The sequence below is a fragment of the Streptomyces sp. NPDC048270 genome, from assembly GCF_040652335.1.
GTDB lineage: Bacteria > Actinomycetota > Actinomycetes > Streptomycetales > Streptomycetaceae > Streptomyces.
On the sequence record NZ_JBEZLV010000009.1, the window covers coordinates 173,548 to 191,620 of the forward strand.

Consider the following 18,073-nt stretch of genomic DNA (forward strand, 5'->3'; position numbering starts at 1 on the left):
GGCTAGAACACCGGCACACCCTCCCGCGTCAACCGCCACGACACCGAAGCGAACCCCGCCGGATCCACCGTCCCCTTCGCCTTCACCCACTGGATGATCGTGTTACGGATCTCGTCCGAATCCGCCCACAACTGCCTGGCCTGCGGCACATGCGGGAAATTCCCGCCACCCGAGGCCCGGTAGTTGTTCACCGCCAACACGAACCGCCCCGCCGGATCCACCGGCTCCCCCTCGAACGACAGCCCCACGATCCGCGAACCCACCGGCTGCGCCACATCCACCTCGTACGAGAACCCGTACACCGCGTCGTAGTTGTAGTCCGGAACGCCCTCCGCGTTCGTCAGCTTCGCCGGATCCACCACCTCACCCGGCGCCGTCCGCACGTAGTACCGCGCCGAATACTCCAGATAGTCCTTCACCTGCGCGCCCGTCAGCAGCCGCGCCTCCAGCGTGTTCTCGAACGGATACAGGCCCGCCGCATCGCGGATCGTCACCCGGCCCGCCGGAATCGCCGCCGTACGCGAGAAGCACGAAGCCTGCGAGACCACCGGCAGGCCCGCCCACTCCGTACCGGACAGCGCCGCCCGCACCGTCTCCGCCTGCACATGGTTGATCAAGTCGATGATCGCCACGTCCTTGACCGGCCCCTCCGCCGCCGACATCGCCTGCGTCGACGTACCGATCACCTGGTTCACATACGCCACGACCTTGCGGTGCTCGTCCGACAGCAACCCGGTGATCTTCGGATCCTCCGCCACCGTATTCGAGTTCAGCACCCGCGCCGCGACCTTCGCCACCGACCAGCGGCCCTTCACCCACGTCAGCTCGAAGTCGAACAACGTCAGCCGCTGCCCCCACTTCAACGGCTCCGACAACACCACGTCCCGGCCGGTCGCCTCGTTCCGCACCCGGTACTCCGGGATCTCGGTGTGCGCATGCCCCACCAGGATCGCGTCGATCCCCGGCACCTGCTCCGCCACCAGCGCCGCCGCGTTCTCCACGTACGGCAGCTGATCCCCGTACGACGACGTCCCGCTCGAACCCGAATGCGCGGACACGATGACCACGTCGGCACCCATCGAACGCAATTTCGGCACATACTTCGCCGCCTGCTCCTCCAACCCGGGGAACGTCATCTTCCCCTGCACGTTCGCCTTGTCCCACAGCGCGATCCCCGGGTTCGTCAGCCCCAGCACCGCCACCTTCACATCCCGCCCGTGCGGCGTCCGCAGACAGTGCATGCTGTACGGCGCGAACGCCGGCCGCAGCGTCCTGGCATCCAGCGCGTTCGCCCCCAGCAGCGGGAAGTCGCACTGCTCCTCGAACTTGCGCAGCACCGGAATGCCGTAGTTGAACTCGTGGTTCCCCAGCGCCGCCGCGTCATAGCCGATCGCGTTCATCGCCTGCGCCATCGGGTGAACCGGACCCTGCCGCGCGGTGATCGGATCCACCTTCGCGTAGTAGTACGAAAGCTGCGTGCCCTGGATCGTGTCACCCGCGTCGATCAGCAGCGTGTTCCGCCGCCCCTTCTCCGCCCGCACCTGGTCCACCAGCGTCGATATCTTCGCCAGACCCACATCGTTGTGCGCCTTGTCGTCGAACTCCCGGTCCGTGAAGTAGTCCCAGTTGAAGACGTTCCCGTGCAGATCCGTCGTCCCCATCACCGTGAACGCGTACGTACGCGCCCCCGGCCCCCTCCCCGGCCCCTTCGCCGGCACCGGCCGGTCCGCGGCCGCGGCCGGGGCGCCGGAAGCCCCCGCCAACGCCACGGCCGCACCCGTCGCAGCCGTCGTCCCAAGAAAAGCCCTACGGTCGAACCCCATGCCATCTCCCCTTCAGAGGCGTGAACAACGCGCGTAGATTCTCACCCACAGTGCGACAGTGAAGCCATGACCCAGGACGCATCGCACGACACGACCCCCCAGCCCTACGGAACCCCCGAAGTGCCCCGCGTCGCCGTCCGCGGCGAAGCCCGCCTCGAAGTCGACCCCGAAATCGCCCGCATCGGCATCACCGTCAGCGCCCGCGGCACCGACCGCCGCACCGCCCTCGACGACCTCACCCACCGCAACACCGCCGTCCTCGACCTCATCAAAAGCTACGGCGACCCCGTCGAGAAACTCGAAACCGGCGCCTTCTCCATCACCCCCGAACTCACCCGCCACGGCCGCGCCGAACGCATCCGCGCCTACCACGGCCGCGTCCACATCACCGCCGAACTCAGCGACTTCACCGCACTCGGCGAACTCACCACCCGCCTCGCCGACCTCGACCTCACCCAGGTCGACGGCCCCTGGTGGGCCCTGCGCCCCACCTCACCCGCCCACGGCGAAGCCCGCCGCCAAGCCGTACTCGAAGCCGTCCAGCGCGCCCGCGAATACGCCGAAGCCCTCGGCGCCCGCCTCGCCGCCCTCGTCGAACTCGCCGACCTCGGCGCCGAGAACGCCGCCCCCTTCCCCCCGGGCCAAGCCGGCGGCATGCGCACCATGGCCTTCAGCGCCGCCGAGGACGCCGGAGCCCCGCCCCTCGACCTCGAACCCCAGCGCCAGACCGTCTACGCCCAAGTGAACGCCCGCTTCACCATGACCCCGCCCCAGCTCTGAAACACCCCCCACAACGCGCTCCGGGGGTGCTCATCAGAGCACCCCCATGCACATTCAACAATTGTCAACAACCTTTTGCTCAAAGGTTGTTGAGCGGACACCCGGAACCAATTTCCTACTCCCTGGTAGGGGAATACGCTCGCCCCATGCGCCGAGCGAAAATCGTATGTACCCTGGGCCCCGCCACCGACTCATACGACCAGATCAAAGCCCTGGTCGAAGCCGGAATGGACATCGCCCGCCTCAACCTCAGCCACGGCACCTACGCCGAACACGAGGAGCGCTACCAGCGCGTACGCAAAGCCTCCGACGAAACCGGCCGCAGCGTCGGCATCCTCGCAGACCTTCAAGGCCCGAAGATCCGACTCGGCCGATTCCACGAAGGCCCCGTACTCCTTGAACGCGGCGACGAGTTCACCATCACCGTCGAAGACCACCAAGGCGACCGCCACACCTGCGGCACCACCTACAAGGGCCTCGCCACCGACGTCACCACCGGCGAACGCATCCTCGTCGACGACGGCCGCGTCACCCTCGAAGTCACCGCCATCGACGGCCCCCGCGTCCACACCACCGTCATCGAAGGCGGCATGGTCTCCGACCACAAGGGACTCAACCTCCCCGGCGTCGCCGTCTCCGTCCCCGCACTCTCCGAAAAAGACATCGACGACCTCCGCTGGGCCCTGCGCACCGGCGCCGACGTCATCGCCCTCTCCTTCGTCCGCAGCGGCCGCGACATCGAAGACGTCCACCGCATCATGGACGAGGAAGGCCGACGCCTCCCCGTCATCGCCAAGATCGAAAAGCCCCAGGCCGTCGACAACATCGACGACATCGTCGCCGCCTTCGACGGCATCATGGTCGCCCGCGGCGACCTCGGCGTCGAAATGCCCCTCGAACAAGTCCCCATCGTCCAAAAGCGAGCCGTCAAACTCGCCAAGCGCAACGCCAAACCCGTCATCGTCGCCACCCAGATGCTCGACTCGATGATCGACAACTCCCGACCCACCCGCGCCGAAGCCTCCGACGTCGCCAACGCCGTCATCGACGGCACCGACGCCGTCATGCTCTCCGGCGAAACCAGCGTCGGCAAATACCCCGTCGAAACCGTCCGCACCATGTCCCGCATCGTCGAAGCCGCCGAAGAAGACATCCTCGCCAAGGGCCTCCCCCCACTCACCGACCGCAACAAACCCCGCACCCAAGGCGGAGCCGTCGCCCGCGCAGCCGCCGAAATGGGCGACTTCCTCGACGCCAAATTCCTCGTCGCCTTCACCCAGAGCGGAGACACCGTCCGCCGACTCTCCCGCTACCGCTCACCCATCCCCCTCCTCGCCTTCACCCCCGACCCCGCCACCCGCTCCCAACTCAACCTCACCTGGGGCGTCGAAACCTTCCTCGGCCCCCACGTCGAATCCACCGACGCCATGGTCGCCCAAGTCGAAGAAGAACTCCTCCGCATCGGCCGCTGCATCCCCGGCGACACCGTCGTCATCACCGCCGGCTCACCCCCCGGCGTCACCGGATCCACCAACCTCGTCCGCATCCACCACATCGGCGACCCCGTCCGCTGACCGCCCGCCGCGGCAGCCGCGGCTCCGGCACCACACGCACCACACGCACCGCGTCGGGCAACCCGCCAAGCACCCGCCCGACGCGGTCACCGCGCCCCGCCCCCGGCTACCAGCCGAAACGCCGATCCACGACCGCCGCGAACTCCTCGAACGACAACTCCTCGTCCCCGTTCGCATCCGCGGCATCGAACAGAGCCGACGACGCATCCGCATCCCCCAACCCCCAGAACGGCAGATCCCCCCGGGCCGCCAGCGTCGGCCCCTTCGACCGCAACGCGTCGATCACCTCGAACCGCGTCAACCGACCGTCCGCGTTCAGATCCAGCGCGTCGAACAACTTGCGGGCCTTCTCGCTCATCACATGTCCCCATCTCGTGTGCTTGACCTCAAGCCGACTTTAGGTCCTACGGTCAACCACATGACGATCAAGGACTACCCCCAGGACCGCATCGCCGCCCAGCCCATCGGCTACTGGACCCGCGAAGCCGCCAACCTCGCCATAGGCGGCCTCCGCACCGCCCTCGCCGAGGAAGACCTCACCCAACCCCACTGGTGGACCCTCAACCACGTCGCCGGCAACCCCGGCGGCTGGACCCGCCCCGCCCTCACCGCGAAGCTCGCCCCCTTCGACGACCAGAACACCGACTTCGAGACCGTCTACGAGGACCTCACCGCCCGCGGCTGGCTCACCGAACCCGACGGCACCCTCACCCTCACCCCCGAAGGCGAAGCCGGCCGCCTCCGCGCCCACACCCGCAACGCCGCGGTCCACGCCCGCATGCGCGACGGCATCGACGACGAGGCCTACGCCGCCACCATCAACGTCCTGCGCCGCCTGGTCGCCAACCTGGGCGGGGAGGGGGACCTGCCCTAGCTAGTACTTCGGCCCGATGTGGGCGTCCATCAGCGCGACGGACTCCTTGCGGGCGACGGACACGTTGTACGGGTCACTGCCGCGAGCGGTGATCGTCCACTGGACGCCGACCCTGGTGAGCGTGTCGGTACAGAGCCGGCGGATGTCGTCGGACTTGTTGGTGAAGAAGTACCGGGGGTACTCGTAGCGCTTCTTCACCCCGCCGACCGTCCGGGTGGTCCAGTTCGTGATCCGACACCCGTCGGAGTGGATCAGCCCTCGGATGAACTCCCACGGATGAGCGTCGACGATCGCCTGCTGCCAGTCCTCGAGGGCGATCCGCCGCTCGTGCTTCTTGCCGGGGCCGTGCTGCGGGAACAGGCAGGTCAGGTGCTTCGAAGTGACCTTCACGTTGTGGCAACCTGTCCTGCGGACGCGGCAGACCTGATTTGAGGGTAATACCCGGCGCATGGCCTCTTCGGCAGCGTCCATGAGTCCAGGCCAGTGGTCGTCGCAGGTGATCATGAGGCTGGGTACTCGGTGCCTTGAGTAGTGGCTTATGTGGCCGTCTCCCAGATAGAGACCAAGCAGATAGGCGTAGGCCTGTGCATCCAGGGGGCTGCCGTCGCATCGCGGGCAATCCGGCCTGTGCGGGCCCGGGCATTCGCCACGCCGGGCCCGGTCTTTGTGCTTCCAGTAGCCGACGGTGCCGCGTGGCACGTTCAGGTGCCGAGCGACATCGGCATTCCGGGTACCGCCGCGCAACAGGGCGAGGGCCGTCTGGCGTACTTCGAGGCTGTGGAACTCCATGACGCCACTGTGCGTGTCGCAGAATGACTCTGCGCAGCAAAAAGCGAACGTTCATGCGAAGGTGAACGTCCGCTTTTCGGACAGTGCCGGGTGCGGGACTCGAACCCGCAAGCCCTCACGGGCAGATGTGTTTGAGACATCCGTGTATGCCATTCCACCAACCCGGCAGGGTTGCTCGTCGGAGTGTACCGGGTGACCATCGCGTATCGCAGCTAGGTAGGCTCATCCAAGCAGCAGCACAGCCGCGCATAGAGGAGCCCTCAAGTGACCGCCTCGCACGAGTCGACGCCCACGCCCGACGCCGACCAGTCGCACGTTCCGCCGCTGACGACCCGCGTCGTCATCGCCGAGGACGAGGCGCTCATCCGTCTCGATCTGAAGGAGATGCTCGAGGAGGAGGGGTACTCCGTCGTCGGTGAGGCCGGGGACGGGCAGACGGCCGTGGAGCTCGCCCGGGAGCACCGCCCCGACCTGGTCATCCTCGATGTGAAGATGCCCGTCCTGGACGGGATCTCCGCGGCCGAGAAGATCGCGGAGGAGTCCATCGCGCCCGTGCTGATGCTGACCGCGTTCTCGCAGCGCGACCTCGTCGAGCGGGCCCGTGACGCCGGTGCCATGGCGTACCTGGTGAAGCCGTTCAGCAAGAGCGACGTGGTGCCCGCGATCGAGATGGCGGTGTCGCGCTTCGCTGAGCTGAAGGCGTTGGAGAAGGAGGTCGCGGACCTTTCCCTCCGGCTGGAGACCCGCAAGCTCGTGGACCGGGCGAAGAGCATCCTGCAGACCCAGTACGGGCTCACCGAGCCGGCGGCGTTCCGGTGGATCCAGAAGACGTCGATGGACCGCCGCATGTCGATGCAGCAGGTCGCCGAGGCGGTCATCGAGGACGCCGAGGAGAAGAAGCAGAACGCCGCCAACAGCTGACGGGTCCCGTTACGCGCGACGGGTCGAGGCCCGCACCGGCGGGCCTCGAGTGCCGGTGGGCAGCGTGTGAGCATGACCTCTCATGTGACGGAATGGATCACCACGCCCATCGAGCCGCTGCTGCGCGGCGCTCTCGAGGTGGAGCGGACGGAGCTGGGCCTGCTGCCGCACCGGATGCCCGCGTGGGCGCGGAAGCAGCATCCGGCGGCGCAGTTGGCGACGGTGGAGGCGCAGCCGTCGGGTGTGCGGTTGGTGTTCCGTACGCGGGCGACGGTGATCGAGTTGGAGACGATGCCGACGAAGATCGTGTTCCAGGGTGGTCAGGACAACGCCGAGGGTGTGTACGACCTGTTCGTGGATGGTCGGCCGGCGGGTCGGGCCACGGTGGACGGTGGCCATGAGTTCCGTTTCAACATGCAGACGTTGACGTCGGAGTCGGTGTCGGGTGAGTCGGGTACGGCTCGGTTCGCCGGGTTGTCGGCGGAGCTGAAGGACGTTGAGATCTGGCTGCCGCACAACGAGCGGACGGAGCTGATCGCGTTGCGGACGGATGCTCCGGTGGAGGCGGCGGCGGAGAGCGGCCGCCGGGTGTGGCTGCATCACGGCAGTTCGCTGAGTCAGGGTACGAACGCGGAGAGCCCGTCGTCGACGTGGCCGGCGGTGGCGGCTGCGGCGGGTGGGGTGGACCTGGTCAACATGGGGCTGGGTGGCAATGCGCTGCTGGATCCGTTCACGGCGCGTGCGATGCGGGATGTGCCGGCGGACGTGATCAGCGTCAAGATCGGTATTGCTCTGGTGAACACGGATCTGATGCGGTTGCGTGCGTTCGCTCCGGCGGTGCACGGGTTCCTGGACACGATCCGGGAGGGTCAGCCGGATACGCCGTTGCTGGTGGTGTCGCCGGTGCTGTGTCCGATGCATGAGGACACGCCGGGTCCGACGGCGCCGGATCCGGACGGCAAGGTGATGCGTTACCGGGCGACGGGTGATGCGGCGGAGGTGGCGGCGGGCCGGTTGACGTTGAAGGTGATCCGGGCGGAGTTGGAGCGGATCGTGTCGGAGCGGGCGGCCGAGGACAAGAACCTGTATTACCTGGATGGGCTTTCGCTTTACGGCGAGGCGGATTTCGCGGCGTTGCCGTTGCCGGACCGGCTGCACCCGGATACGGCGGGGCACCGTCTGATCGGTGAGCGGTTCGCGGAGCTGGTGTTCGGTGGCGGGGGTCCGTTCGCCGCCTGATCCTGGACGTGCGTGAGGCCCGCCTCCCCCCGAGGGGAGGCGGGCCTCACACGTGTGTGGTCAGTCCTCGCCGAGGTAGGCCTTGCGGACGTCCTCGTTGTGGAGGAGGTCCTGGCCGGTGCCGGAGAGCACGATCTTGCCGATTTCCATCACGTGCGCCTGGTCGGCGAGTGAGAGGGCGGCCTGGGCGTTCTGCTCGACGAGCAGGATGGTGGTGCCGGTGGCCTTGAGTTCGGCGATGGTTGCCATGATCTTCTGCATCATGAGGGGGGAGAGGCCCATGGAGGGCTCGTCCAGCATGAGCAGTTTGGGCTGGCACATGAGGGCGCGGCCCATGGCGAGCATCTGCTGTTCGCCGCCGGAGAGGGTTCCGGCGGCCTGCTTGCGGCGCTCTCCCAGGATGGGGAAGAGGTCGTAGGCGCGCTGGATGTCCTTTTCGATGCCTTCTTTGTCGGTGCGCAGGAAGGCGCCGAGCTGGAGGTTTTCGGCGATCGTCAGCCGGGGGAAGATGTGGCGTCCCTCGGGGGAGTGGGCCAGCTTCATGGAGACGATGCGGTGGGCGGGGACGCCGACGAGGGGGTGGCCGTCGAAGGTGATGTTGCCCGCGGTGGGCTTGAGGAGCCCGGAGAGGGTGCGCAGGGTGGTGGTCTTGCCGGCGCCGTTGGTGCCGACGAGGCAGACGATTTCGCCTTCGTTGACTTCGAAGGAGATTCCCTTGACGGCTTCGATCTTGCCGTAGGCGACTTTGAGGTCTTCGACCTTGAGCAGTGCGGTCACTTGGCCTCTCCTTCCGTGCGGGTGGTGCTGTCCGCGTCGGCGTCGGCCTGGGTGGCTTCGGTTTCGGCGGTTTCGCCCTCGTCCTGGGCCGCGGTTTCGGCGGCTTCGGCTTCTGCGTGGGCTTCGGCGGCTTCGACTTCGGCGACTTCTTCGTCGCCGGGGGCGCCTTCGAAGGGGGTGCCGAGGTAGGCGGCGATGACGCGTTCGTCGCCTTGGACTTCGGCGGCGGTGCCTTCGATGAGCTTTTCGCCTTGGACGAGGCAGGCGACGCGGTCGCAGAGGTTGAAGATGAAGCGCATGTCGTGCTCGATGACGAGGACGGCGATGCCCTTGTCGCGGATGGCGAAGATGAGTTCTTCGGCCGCCCGGGTTTCCTGCGGGTTCATGCCTGCGGTGGGCTCGTCCAGGAGGATGAGGCCGGGGTCGCTGGCGAGGGCGCGGGCGATTTCGAGCTTGCGCTGTTCGCCGTAGGGGAGGTTCTTGGCGAGGTGCTGGGCTTTGTGCTGGAGGCCGATGAACTCGAGGAGTTCCATGGCGCGTGCTTCGCTGGCGGCTTCGGCCTTTTTGAAGCCGGGGCCGCGCAGGAGGGCGGACCAGAGGCCTTCCTTGGTGCGGGTGTGGCGTCCGACGAGGACGTTTTCCAGCACGGTCATGTTGTGGAAGAGCCGGATGTTCTGGAAGGTGCGGGCGACGCCTGCTGCGGTGACCTTGTGGGGTGTGGGCGGCAGGACGGTGCCCTTGTAGGTGACCGTGCCTTCGGTGGGGACGTAGAGCCCGGTGAGGCAGTTGAAGAAGGTGGTCTTGCCGGCGCCGTTGGGGCCGATGAGGCCGACGATTTCGCCTGCGTTGACCTTGAGGTCGACGCCCTTGACGGCGGTGAGGCCGCCGAAGCGCATGGTGACGCCGCTGGCTTCGAGCACGGTGGTCGTGGTGGTGGTGTCTGTGGTGGTCATGTCGTTCACGCCCCCGCCTTGGCGGTGGCCAGGTCCGTGGGGGCCTGGTCAGCGGTGTCGTCGTGGTACTCGAGCTGCGCCCGCTTGTTGGCGATGAGGCCTTCGGGGCGGAAGCGCATGAGCAGGATGAGGGCGATGCCGAAGGCGAGGAGCTGGTAGTCCTGGAGGAAGGCCAGCTTCGCCGGGATCAGGAAGAGGAGTGCGGCGCCGAGGATGGGGCCGCGGATGGTGCCCATGCCGCCGAGGATGACGGCGGCGAGGAGGAACGCGGAGTTCGGCGGGACGGGTCCGGCGAAGACGTAGTTCTCGGGGACGACCGTGGTGTTGACGTGTGCCTGCACGGTGCCGGCGAGGCCGGCGAGGGTGGCGCCGAGGGCGAAGGCGATGAGCTTGACCTTGAAGCCGTTGATGCCCATGGCTTCGGCGGCGGTCTCGTCTTCGCGGATGGCGACCCAGGCGCGGCCGATGCGGCTGTTGCCGGCTCGGGCGAAGACCAGGACGACCAGGGCCATGACGAGCAGCATCAGGAAGTAGTAGTTGGCGTAGGCGCCGAGGGTGATGCCTAGGACGTTGTGGGATTCCCCGAAGTTCCACCCGAAGAGTTCGAGGTGGGGGATGTTGGGGATGCCGTTGGGTCCGTTGGTGATGTCGGGGCCGGAGGTGCCGTCGAGGTTGCCCATGGCGATGCGGAAGATTTCTCCGAAGCCGAGGGTGACGATGGCGAGGTAGTCGCCGCGCAGGCGGAGGGTGGGTGCGCCGATGACCACGCCGAAGATGAGCGAGGCGAGGGCGCCGACGAGGACGGCTGCCCAGAAGGGCAGGTGGATGTCGAAGGCGGAGGCGGTGCTTCCGGAGACCAGGGCGGCCGCGTAGGCGCCGACGCCGAGGAAGGCGACGTAGCCGAGGTCGAGGAGGCCGGCGAGGCCGACGACGACGTTGAGGCCGAGGGCGACGGTCGCGAAGATCAGGATGTTGACCGCGATGAGCGTGTAGGTGTCGCCGCTCTGCTGGATGAAGGGGAAGGCGATCGCGGCGGCTGCGGTGCCGAGGAGGGTGACCTGGCGGTGCTTCGCGGTGAGGGTGCCGAGCCGGTCGAAGAGGCCGGCCTTGAGCAGGGCGAAGGCGGCGAAGCCGACGATGATCAGGTAGGTGACGAAGAGCTGCGGTTCTTTGTCATCGGTGTCGATGCCGAAGGTGATGACGTAGAGGCCGAGGGCGAACACTCCGGTGATGAGGAGGATTTCGGCCCAGGAGGGCAGCTGCTTGGCGGGGGCCGCCTTGTGGCTGTCGTCGGGGAGCTTGTACGCGGCGAGGGCCGGGATGAGCGAGCCGACGAGGGCGACGTAGGCGCCGGGTTCCAGGTGGGCGAAGCCGCCGAGGACGACGGCGATGGCGATGACCGTGAACCAGGTGCCGGCGAGGGTGCCGAGTGCGAGGATCCACACGGGCTTGCGGGCGCCGGTGGGGGTGAGCCAGCGCAGGCCCTTGGTGCCGAGCGCGGAGAGCGCGAAGGCGGCGGTGAGGAGTCCGGCGACGAGGCTGAGGAACTGGATGGGTGCCGGGCTGCCGTAGTACGTGAGGTCGCCGGGGAAGTCGGCGGTCCAGGTCCAGGCGAGGAAGGCGCTGACGACGGTGAGGAGGCTGCCGCCGATGACCGCGTAGAGGAGTGCGGCGGGGGCGGGTCCCTGCTTGGCGACGGCGGTCTGCGGGGTGGTGTTGGTGGTCATGGTTCTCACGCCCGATCCGCGACGCGCTCGCCGAGCAGGCCTTGGGGCCGCACGAGGAGGACGACGATGAGGAGTACGAACGCCCAGACGTTGGACCAGGCTCCACCGCCGAGCTGCTGCATGCCGGGGATCTCTTCGATGTAGGCGATCGAGAGGGCTTCGGCGAGGCCGAGGACGACGCCGCCGACCATGGCGCCGTAGATGTTGCCGATGCCTCCGAGGACGGCGGCGGTGAAGGCCTTCAGTCCGAGGATGAAGCCCATCTCGAAGTTGATCTGGCCCTTGTCGAGGCCGTAGGCGACGGCGGCGACGGCGGCGAACGCGGCACCGATGGCGAAGGCCATGACGATGATGCGGTCGGTGTTGATGCCCATCAGCTTGGCGGTGTCGGGGTCCTGCGCGGTGGCCTGCATGGCGCGGCCGCTGCGGCTCTTGGAGACGAAGACGCCGAGGGCGAGCATGCAGAGCGGGGCGAGGATGAGGACGAAGAGGTCCGCGCGCTGGATGGCCAGGCTGTCGGTGATCTTGAAGGCGGCGCCCTTGAACTCAGGGAAGCTGACGGCCTTCTTGGCGTCCGGGTAGAACTGCCAGACAAGCTGCTGGAGCGCGATCGAGAGGCCGATTGCGGTGATGAGCGGGGCGAGCCGTGGTGCGCTGCGCAGTGGGCGGTAGGCGAAGCGTTCGGCTGCGGTGGCGACGAGGACCGAGGCGAGTGCGCCTCCGACGATCATGATGGGTATCGCGATCAGCAGGGAGGTGCCGGTCGGGAGGACGGCGTAGGCGGTGAGCGCGCCGAAGCCGCCGATCATGAAGATCTCGCCGTGGGCGAAGTTGATGAGCTGGACGATGCCGTAGACCATGGTGTACCCGATGGCTATGAGGCCATAAAGGGCACCGAGGGCAAGGCCGTTGGCCAGCTGTTGCGGCAGTTCGTGCACCGCAGGGCCTCCGATGAGCGTGTCGGATAAGACTCCGCGCGAGGGCGCTGTTTGCGCCCTCGCGCGGCTGGTTCTTTCTGAGGGGGTCAGGCCGGCGTGTGGACCGGCCCGGGGTCCCGGCTAGCGGGACGGGGGGACTACTGGTTGAAGGTGTCGCTCTTGACGTCGATCCACTTGCCGCCCTCGACCTTGTAGACCGTGAGCTGCTTGTTGGTGGTGTCGCCGTACTGGTCGAAGGCGACCTTGCCGGTCACGCCTTCGAAGGAGACCTTGCCGAGGGCCTCGACGACCTTGGCGCGGGCGTCGGTGGGCAGCTTGCCGCCGTTGGCGGCGACGGCGGCCTTGACGGCCTGGACGACGGCCCAGCCGGCGTCGTAGGAGTAGCCACCGTAGGCGGCGTACGGGTCCTTGTAGCCGGCGGCCTTGTAGTCCTCGATGAACTGCTTGGCCGTGGGGAGCTTCTCGACCGGGTAGCCGATGGAGGTGGAGAGGTCGCCCTCGTTGGCCTCGCCGGAGGCGCTGATGAAGGCCGGGTCCTGGATGCCGTCGCCGCCCATGAGCGGGATGTTGGCGCCGGTCTTCTTGATCTGGTCGGCGAGCAGGCCGCCCTCGGGGTACTGGCCGCCGAAGTAGACGGAGTCGGCGCCGGAGGACTTGACCTTGTCGGCGGTGGAGGAGAAGTCGGTCTCCTTCACGGTGACGTGGTCGGTGCCGACGACCTCGCCGCCGAGCTTCTTGAACTCGTCGGAGAAGATGGCGGCCAGGCCGGCGCCGTAGGTCTGCTTGTCGTCGACGACGAAGACCTTCTTCTTGCCGGCGTCCTTGAAGAGGTACTGGGCGGCGAACTTGCCCTGGACCACGTCGGTGGCGGCGGTGCGGAAGTAGGTCGGGAAGGGGCGCTTGAACTCGCCCTTGCCCCAGTTGTCGCCCTGGCTGAGGGAGGGGTTCGTGTTCGCGGGGGAGACCTGCGCGAGGTTCGCCGAGGCGAAGACGCCCTGCATCTGCTGGGCGACGCCGGAGTTCAGCGGGCCGACGACACCGAGGACGTCCTTGTTGCCGACGAGCTTGGTGGCGTTGGCCTGACCGGAGGCGGGGACCGCCTGGTCGTCGAGGGCCTCGACCTTGAACTCGATGCCGGGGACCTCGTTGTTCTTGTTGGCCGTCTTGGCCGCGAGGTCGACGGAGTTCTTGATGCCCTGGCCGAGGGCGGAGAGCGAGCCGGTGAGGGGAGCGTCCACGCCGATGACGACGACGGTCTTCTTCCCGTCGGACTTGTCCCCGCCCTTCGCCTCGTCGCGCGATCCGCAGGCGGTGAGGGTCAGTGCTCCCGTGGTGATCACGGTGGTGAGGACGAGCAAAGAACGGTGTCGCACGATTCTTCCTTTCCCTGGCGCGGCTCCCTCTGTGAGGTGCCGTTCGGTCGCCGGGCCGCACTGGGATGTACAGCGGCCGTGCTGGTCGCGCCCAGCGGCGCGGTGACTGGCCGTGACTCTAGGCCCGAGGTGGCGAACACGGGGAGCGGAGAAAGGAGGATGTGACGCTCTTGTTATGCCAAGGCCAAGAATGCGTGGTGGGAGTGTGGACAGAACGGGCATTTACCGGCGTCGGAGAATGTCCGCATCCTGAGAAATACCTGTTCCCCTAAGGGGCTTGAGGCCTCCATGCACCTGTCTTAGATCAAATTCGGCCGAATGTGGCAGCGCGTGTCCGAAAGGATCCAGCGGGTGGCCATTCCCTGCGTTAAAGGGGGATTCGGTACGGCATGGTCATTACGGAGCGTGATCAACTCCGGTGATCCACTGGAGCGGGATGGATCTTGTCCCGGAGTCGAAACCGCGCTTCACCTGCGGTTCGGCGAAACGGCGCCGAGTGCCCGGAAGCCGGACAGCGCACCCGGGAATGCGGTGACCCGGGTCACGTCGGGGGGCGCCGGTTCTCCGAGCTCCGCGTCGCCCCGTCCTGCTCGGCGCAGCGCTGCGCCACGAACCGGTCGATCAGCTCAAGTGCCTGTTCCCGCCCGGCAGTTCGCTCCTCGGCGCGCCCGGCGGCCACGGCGTCCTCGTGGATCGCGTACTGGTCGTTGGACAGGCCCTTCTGCTCCCAGTCCAGACCGGACCACTTGGTGCCCAGGAGCGTCTCCTTCGCCCAGTACGAGACGAGGCTGGTGCAGATCTGCGCCGGCGAGGACGGGCTGGGGGAAGGGCTCTGCGGGCCTGCCGCGGGAGGTGGGGCGGAAGGCGTGCATCCGGTGAGCGTGCCGGTCAGGGTGAGCGCCGCGAGCAGGGTGGTGGCGGCGTGCCGGACCGTGGAGCGTGGCGGGGTCCCCATGAGGGGAAGGTAGGCGGTCACCATCGGTGACACAACAGAAGGGGGCGGTACGGGTGCGGAGTGGCGGGTTCCGGGCGGGTGCGGGCGGAGGGGCGTACGGGGCGTACGGGGGGGGCGGGGGCGCGACCCGGTCCGGCGGCGGCGCGGCCGGGTCCGGCGGCGGCGCGGCCGGGTCGGGTGGCGGCGCGGCCGGGTCGGGTGGCGGCGCTGCGCCCGGGGCCCCGGAAGCGGCACCCCGGAACGGGCGCGGGCCCGGACGCGCCGCCCGTGGGGGCGGGGTCCGGGCCTGCGGGGGCTCCGGGGGCGCGGGCGGCCGCGGTCGCGGCCGGGCGGCGGGCCGGGGTCCGGCGGGTCCTGGCCCCGGCCGTGCCCGGCCGTCGGCCCGGCCTTGCGCGGTTTTCGGCCTGGCTTGCGCGGTCTTCGGCTCGGCCGTGCGCGGCCTTCGGCCCGGGCTCAGGCTCCGGCGGGGTTCTGGGCGCCGGCCGGGTCGGCGTCGCGCAGCAGGCAGGTCAGACGGGCGGTGCACACGCGCCGGTCCTGCTCGTCGCTGATCACGATCTCGTAGGTGGTGGTGGAGCGGCCCCGGTGCACGGGGGTGGCGACGCCGGTGACCAGGCCGGAGCGCACGCCGCGGTGGTGGGTGCAGTTCAGGTCCACGCCGACGGCGATCTTGGTGATGCCGCCGTGCATCATGGCGCCGACGGAGCCGAGGGTCTCGGCGAGCACGGCGGAGGCTCCGCCGTGCAGCAGCCCGTACGGCTGGGTGTTGCCCTCCACCGGCATCGTGGCCACGACCCGCTCGGCCGAGGCCTCCAGGATCCTGATGTCCATGCGCTCGCCGAGGTGGCCCGCCGAGAAGAGCGAGGGCAGGTCGATGCCCAGGGCCGCGTACTCGTCGAGGACCTCCTGCGGGAACTTCACTGCGTGCTGCTCGCCCATGGGCCGGCTCCGTTCGTCAACGCTCGTTAACCATCTTGTCCTGAGGTCGTTCTATCAGGCCGGTTCGAAGCGGATGACGACGGACTTGCTCGCGGGGGTGTTGCTGGTGTCCGCGGTGGAGTCGAGCGGGACCAGCACGTTCGTCTCGGGGTAGTAGGCGGCCGCGCAGCCGCGGGCGGTCGGGTAGTGCACGACGCGGAAGCCCGGGGCCCGCCGCTCCACGCCGTCCCTCCACTCGCTGACCAGGTCGGTGTAGGCGCCGTCGGCCAGCCCCAGCTCGGCGGCGTCCTGCGGGTTGACCATCACCACGCGGCGGCCGCCGGTGATCCCGCGGTAGCGGTCGTCGAGCCCGTAGATCGTGGTGTTGTACTGGTCGTGGCTGCGCAGGGTCTGCAGGAGCAGCCGGCCCTGCGGGACCTCGGGGTACTCGACGGGCGCGGCGGTGAAATTGGCCTTGCCGGTCCTGGTGGGGAAGCGGCGCTCGTCGCGCGGGGCGTGCGGGAGGCGGAAGCCGCCGGGGCGCGCGGCCTTGGCGTTGAAGTCCTCGAAGCCCGGCACCACCCGGGAGATCCGGTCGCGGATGGCGGCGTAGTCCCGCTCGAACTCCTCCCACGGGGTCGTGGAGGCCTCGCCGAGGACGGCGCGGGCCAGGCGGGCCACGATGGCCGGCTCGGAAAGCAGGTGCGGGCTCGCGGGGGAGAGGTTGCCGCGGGAGGCGTGGACCATGCCCATGGAGTCCTCGACGGTCACGAACTGCTTGCCGGCGGCCTGGACGTCCTTGTCGGTGCGGCCGAGGGTGGGCAGGATCAGGGCGCGCCGGCCGGTGACGGCGTGGGAGCGGTTGAGCTTGGTGGAGACGTGCACGGTCAGGGAGGCGCGGCGGATCGCGGCCTCGGTGACCTCGGTGTCGGGGGTGGCGCCGACGAAGTTGCCGCCCATGGCGAAGAGGACCTTGGCCTCGCCGTCGCGCAGGGCCTGGATGGAGCGGACCACGTCGAAGCCGTGGTGCCGGGGCGAGGTGATCGAGAACTCGCGGTCGAGGGCGTCGAGGAAGGCCGGTGCGGGGCGTTCGAAGATCCCCATGGTGCGGTCGCCCTGGACGTTGGAGTGGCCGCGGACGGGGCAGACGCCCGCGCCGGGGCGGCCGATGTCGCCGCGCAGCAGGAGGAGGTTGACGACCTCGCGGATGGTGGCGACGGCGTGCTTGTGCTGGGTCAGGCCCATGGCCCAGCAGACGATGGTGCGCCGGGAGGCCAGGACCATGTCGAGGGCGCGCTCGATCTCGGGCCGGGTCAGGCCGGTGGCGGTGAGGGTCTCGGCCCAGTCCGCCTCCTTGGCGGCGGCGGCGAACTCCTCGTAGCCGTGGGTGTGTTCGCGGATGAACGCCTGGTCGGTGGCTCCGTCCGCCTCGATGACGAGCTTGTTCAGGAGGCGGAAGAGGGCCTGGTCGCCGCCGATGCGGATCTGCAGGAACAGGTCGTTGAGGGCGGTGCCCTTGAGCATGCCGAGGGGGGTCTGGGGGTTCTTGAACCGCTCCATGCCGGCCTCGGGCAGCGGGTTCACCGAGATGATCTTCGCGCCGGAGGCCTTGGCCTGTTCCAGGGCGGAGAGCATGCGCGGGTGGTTGGTGCCCGGGTTCTGCCCGGCCACGATGATCAGTTCGGCCTGGTGGAGGTCCTCGAGGGAGACGCTGCCCTTGCCGATCCCGATGGTCTCGTTGAGCGCGGAGCCCGAGGACTCGTGGCACATGTTGGAGCAGTCGGGCAGGTTGTTGGTGCCGAACTCGCGGGCGAAGAGCTGGAAGAGGAACGCGGCCTCGTTGCTGGTGCGGCCCGAGGTGTAGAAGAGGGCCTCGTCGGGGGAGGCGAGGGCGCGCAGCTCCTGCGCGATGACCTCGAAGGCGCGCTCCCAGCTGACCGCCTCGTACCGGTCGGCGCCCTCCGCGAGGTACATCGGCTGCGTGATGCGGCCCTGCTGGCCCAGCCAGTAGCCGGAGCGGGTCGCCAGGTCGGCGAGCGGGTGGGCGGCGAAGAACTCCGGGGTGACCCGGCGCAGCGTGGCCTCCTCGGCGACGGCCTTGGCCCCGTTCTCGCAGAACTCGGCGGTGTGCCGCTTGTCGCCCTCGGGCCAGGCGCAGCCGGGGCAGTCGAAGCCGTCCTTCTGGTTGACCTTGAGCAGGGTGCGGGCGGTACGGGCCAGGCCCATCTGCTGCTGCGCGATCTTCAGGGTGTGCCCGATCGCGGGGAGGCCGGCGGCCGCGTGCTTCGGCGGCGCGACCTGGGGCGCGTCCTGGACCGGATCACCTGCGGGCGGCTTGGTGGCCATGGCGCTCCCCTTCGAGCAGTCTTCGCGTACACATCCGATCCTGTCACGCTCCGCCGACATCGCCGACGCCGGATTTGCCCCTCCGC

At 68.7% G+C, this 18,073-nt stretch carries 16 protein-coding genes and 1 tRNA gene; 5 read left to right on the forward strand and 12 right to left on the reverse strand.

Annotated features, from left to right (window positions below; translation table 11 throughout):
• Positions 1–2: 2 nt before the first annotated feature.
• Positions 3–1,823, reverse strand: coding sequence for a 5'-nucleotidase C-terminal domain-containing protein (locus AB0D66_RS11490; protein ID WP_362300242.1), 1,821 nt, complete (start codon positions 1,821–1,823; stop codon positions 3–5).
• 66 nt (positions 1,824–1,889) lie between these two features.
• On the opposite strand from AB0D66_RS11490, the gene AB0D66_RS11495 reads away from it, so the two are divergent.
• Both AB0D66_RS11495 and pyk read left to right on the forward strand, forming a co-directional pair.
• Positions 1,890–2,603, forward strand: a complete 714-nt coding sequence (locus AB0D66_RS11495; RefSeq protein WP_362300245.1) for an SIMPL domain-containing protein — start codon at positions 1,890–1,892, stop codon at positions 2,601–2,603.
• A 146-nt stretch (positions 2,604–2,749) separates the two neighbouring features.
• Positions 2,750–4,177: a pyruvate kinase gene (gene pyk / locus AB0D66_RS11500; protein ID WP_362300247.1), complete on the forward strand. Its 1,428-nt coding sequence runs from the start codon at positions 2,750–2,752 to the stop codon at positions 4,175–4,177.
• Between the two features lie 106 nt (positions 4,178–4,283).
• On the opposite strand, the gene AB0D66_RS11505 is transcribed toward pyk, so the two are convergent.
• Positions 4,284–4,535, reverse strand: a complete 252-nt coding sequence (locus AB0D66_RS11505; protein WP_069919821.1) for an EF-hand domain-containing protein — start codon at positions 4,533–4,535, stop codon at positions 4,284–4,286.
• Positions 4,536–4,595: 60 nt separating this feature from the next.
• Between AB0D66_RS11505 and AB0D66_RS11510 the strand changes: the two genes are divergently transcribed.
• Positions 4,596–5,051, forward strand: coding sequence for a MarR family transcriptional regulator (locus tag AB0D66_RS11510; RefSeq protein WP_362300252.1), 456 nt, complete (start codon positions 4,596–4,598; stop codon positions 5,049–5,051).
• On the opposite strand, the gene AB0D66_RS11515 is transcribed toward AB0D66_RS11510, so the two are convergent.
• Positions 5,052–5,840 (reverse strand): helix-turn-helix domain-containing protein, encoded by a 789-nt coding sequence (locus AB0D66_RS11515; protein ID WP_362300254.1) that lies wholly within the window; start codon positions 5,838–5,840, stop codon positions 5,052–5,054.
• An 84-nt stretch (positions 5,841–5,924) separates the two neighbouring features.
• Positions 5,925–6,007: transfer RNA gene (locus AB0D66_RS11520), tRNA-Leu, on the reverse strand.
• Between the two features lie 97 nt (positions 6,008–6,104).
• On the opposite strand from AB0D66_RS11520, the gene AB0D66_RS11525 reads away from it, so the two are divergent.
• Positions 6,105–6,761, forward strand: a complete 657-nt coding sequence (locus tag AB0D66_RS11525; RefSeq protein WP_362300257.1) for a response regulator — start codon at positions 6,105–6,107, stop codon at positions 6,759–6,761.
• A 72-nt stretch (positions 6,762–6,833) separates the two neighbouring features.
• The gene (locus AB0D66_RS11530) at positions 6,834–8,000 is read left to right on the forward strand and encodes a GDSL-type esterase/lipase family protein (RefSeq protein WP_362300260.1); all 1,167 of its coding nucleotides are present in this window, start codon (positions 6,834–6,836) and stop codon (positions 7,998–8,000) included.
• 60 nt (positions 8,001–8,060) lie between these two features.
• Here the strand turns inward: AB0D66_RS11530 and AB0D66_RS11535 are convergent, their stop codons facing one another.
• The 8 genes from AB0D66_RS11535 to AB0D66_RS11570 all read right to left on the reverse strand — a co-directional run bounded on the left by AB0D66_RS11535 (position 8,061) and on the right by AB0D66_RS11570 (position 17,987).
• Positions 8,061–8,777, reverse strand: coding sequence for an ABC transporter ATP-binding protein (locus AB0D66_RS11535; RefSeq protein ID WP_362300264.1), 717 nt, complete (start codon positions 8,775–8,777; stop codon positions 8,061–8,063).
• Entirely contained in the window at positions 8,774–9,739 is a 966-nt protein-coding gene (locus AB0D66_RS11540) for an ABC transporter ATP-binding protein (protein WP_362300269.1), read from the reverse strand. Before AB0D66_RS11540 ends, AB0D66_RS11535 begins: the two co-directional genes overlap by 4 nt.
• Positions 9,736–11,457 carry a branched-chain amino acid ABC transporter permease gene (locus AB0D66_RS11545; RefSeq protein ID WP_362300272.1) on the reverse strand — a complete coding sequence of 574 codons (1,722 nt, stop codon included), beginning with the start codon at positions 11,455–11,457 and terminating at the stop codon, positions 9,736–9,738. Before AB0D66_RS11545 ends, AB0D66_RS11540 begins: the two co-directional genes overlap by 4 nt.
• A gap of 5 nt (positions 11,458–11,462) precedes the next feature.
• The gene (locus AB0D66_RS11550; protein WP_362300274.1) at positions 11,463–12,395 is read right to left on the reverse strand and encodes a branched-chain amino acid ABC transporter permease; all 933 of its coding nucleotides are present in this window, start codon (positions 12,393–12,395) and stop codon (positions 11,463–11,465) included.
• Between the two features lie 137 nt (positions 12,396–12,532).
• Positions 12,533–13,768, reverse strand: a complete 1,236-nt coding sequence (locus tag AB0D66_RS11555; protein ID WP_362300277.1) for a branched-chain amino acid ABC transporter substrate-binding protein — start codon at positions 13,766–13,768, stop codon at positions 12,533–12,535.
• Between the two features lie 541 nt (positions 13,769–14,309).
• Entirely contained in the window at positions 14,310–14,723 is a 414-nt protein-coding gene (locus tag AB0D66_RS11560) for a hypothetical protein (RefSeq protein WP_362300280.1), read from the reverse strand.
• 453 nt (positions 14,724–15,176) lie between these two features.
• Complete coding sequence (locus AB0D66_RS11565) at positions 15,177–15,662, reverse strand: hotdog fold thioesterase (RefSeq protein WP_362300283.1); 486 nt, start codon at positions 15,660–15,662, stop codon at positions 15,177–15,179.
• Between the two features lie 54 nt (positions 15,663–15,716).
• Positions 15,717–17,987: an FdhF/YdeP family oxidoreductase gene (locus AB0D66_RS11570; protein WP_362300285.1), complete on the reverse strand. Its 2,271-nt coding sequence runs from the start codon at positions 17,985–17,987 to the stop codon at positions 15,717–15,719.
• Positions 17,988–18,073 lie beyond the last annotated feature (86 nt).

Bases quoted from the DNA above. Each gene is read 5' to 3' on its own strand.
- AB0D66_RS11490 (WP_362300242.1), bottom strand. From the start codon at position 1,823: ATGGGGTTCGACCGTAGGGCTTTTCTTGGGACGACGGCTGCGACGGGT.
- AB0D66_RS11495 (WP_362300245.1), top strand. From the start codon at position 1,890: ATGACCCAGGACGCATCGCACGACACGACCCCCCAGCCCTACGGAACC.
- pyk (WP_362300247.1), top strand. From the start codon at position 2,750: ATGCGCCGAGCGAAAATCGTATGTACCCTGGGCCCCGCCACCGACTCA.
- AB0D66_RS11505 (WP_069919821.1), bottom strand. From the start codon at position 4,535: ATGAGCGAGAAGGCCCGCAAGTTGTTCGACGCGCTGGATCTGAACGCG.
- AB0D66_RS11510 (WP_362300252.1), top strand. From the start codon at position 4,596: ATGACGATCAAGGACTACCCCCAGGACCGCATCGCCGCCCAGCCCATC.
- AB0D66_RS11515 (WP_362300254.1), bottom strand. From the start codon at position 5,840: ATGGAGTTCCACAGCCTCGAAGTACGCCAGACGGCCCTCGCCCTGTTG.
- AB0D66_RS11530 (WP_362300260.1), top strand. From the start codon at position 6,834: ATGACCTCTCATGTGACGGAATGGATCACCACGCCCATCGAGCCGCTG.
- AB0D66_RS11545 (WP_362300272.1), bottom strand. From the start codon at position 11,457: ATGACCACCAACACCACCCCGCAGACCGCCGTCGCCAAGCAGGGACCC.
- AB0D66_RS11560 (WP_362300280.1), bottom strand. From the start codon at position 14,723: ATGGGGACCCCGCCACGCTCCACGGTCCGGCACGCCGCCACCACCCTG.
- AB0D66_RS11565 (WP_362300283.1), bottom strand. From the start codon at position 15,662: ATGGGCGAGCAGCACGCAGTGAAGTTCCCGCAGGAGGTCCTCGACGAG.
- AB0D66_RS11570 (WP_362300285.1), bottom strand. From the start codon at position 17,987: ATGGCCACCAAGCCGCCCGCAGGTGATCCGGTCCAGGACGCGCCCCAG.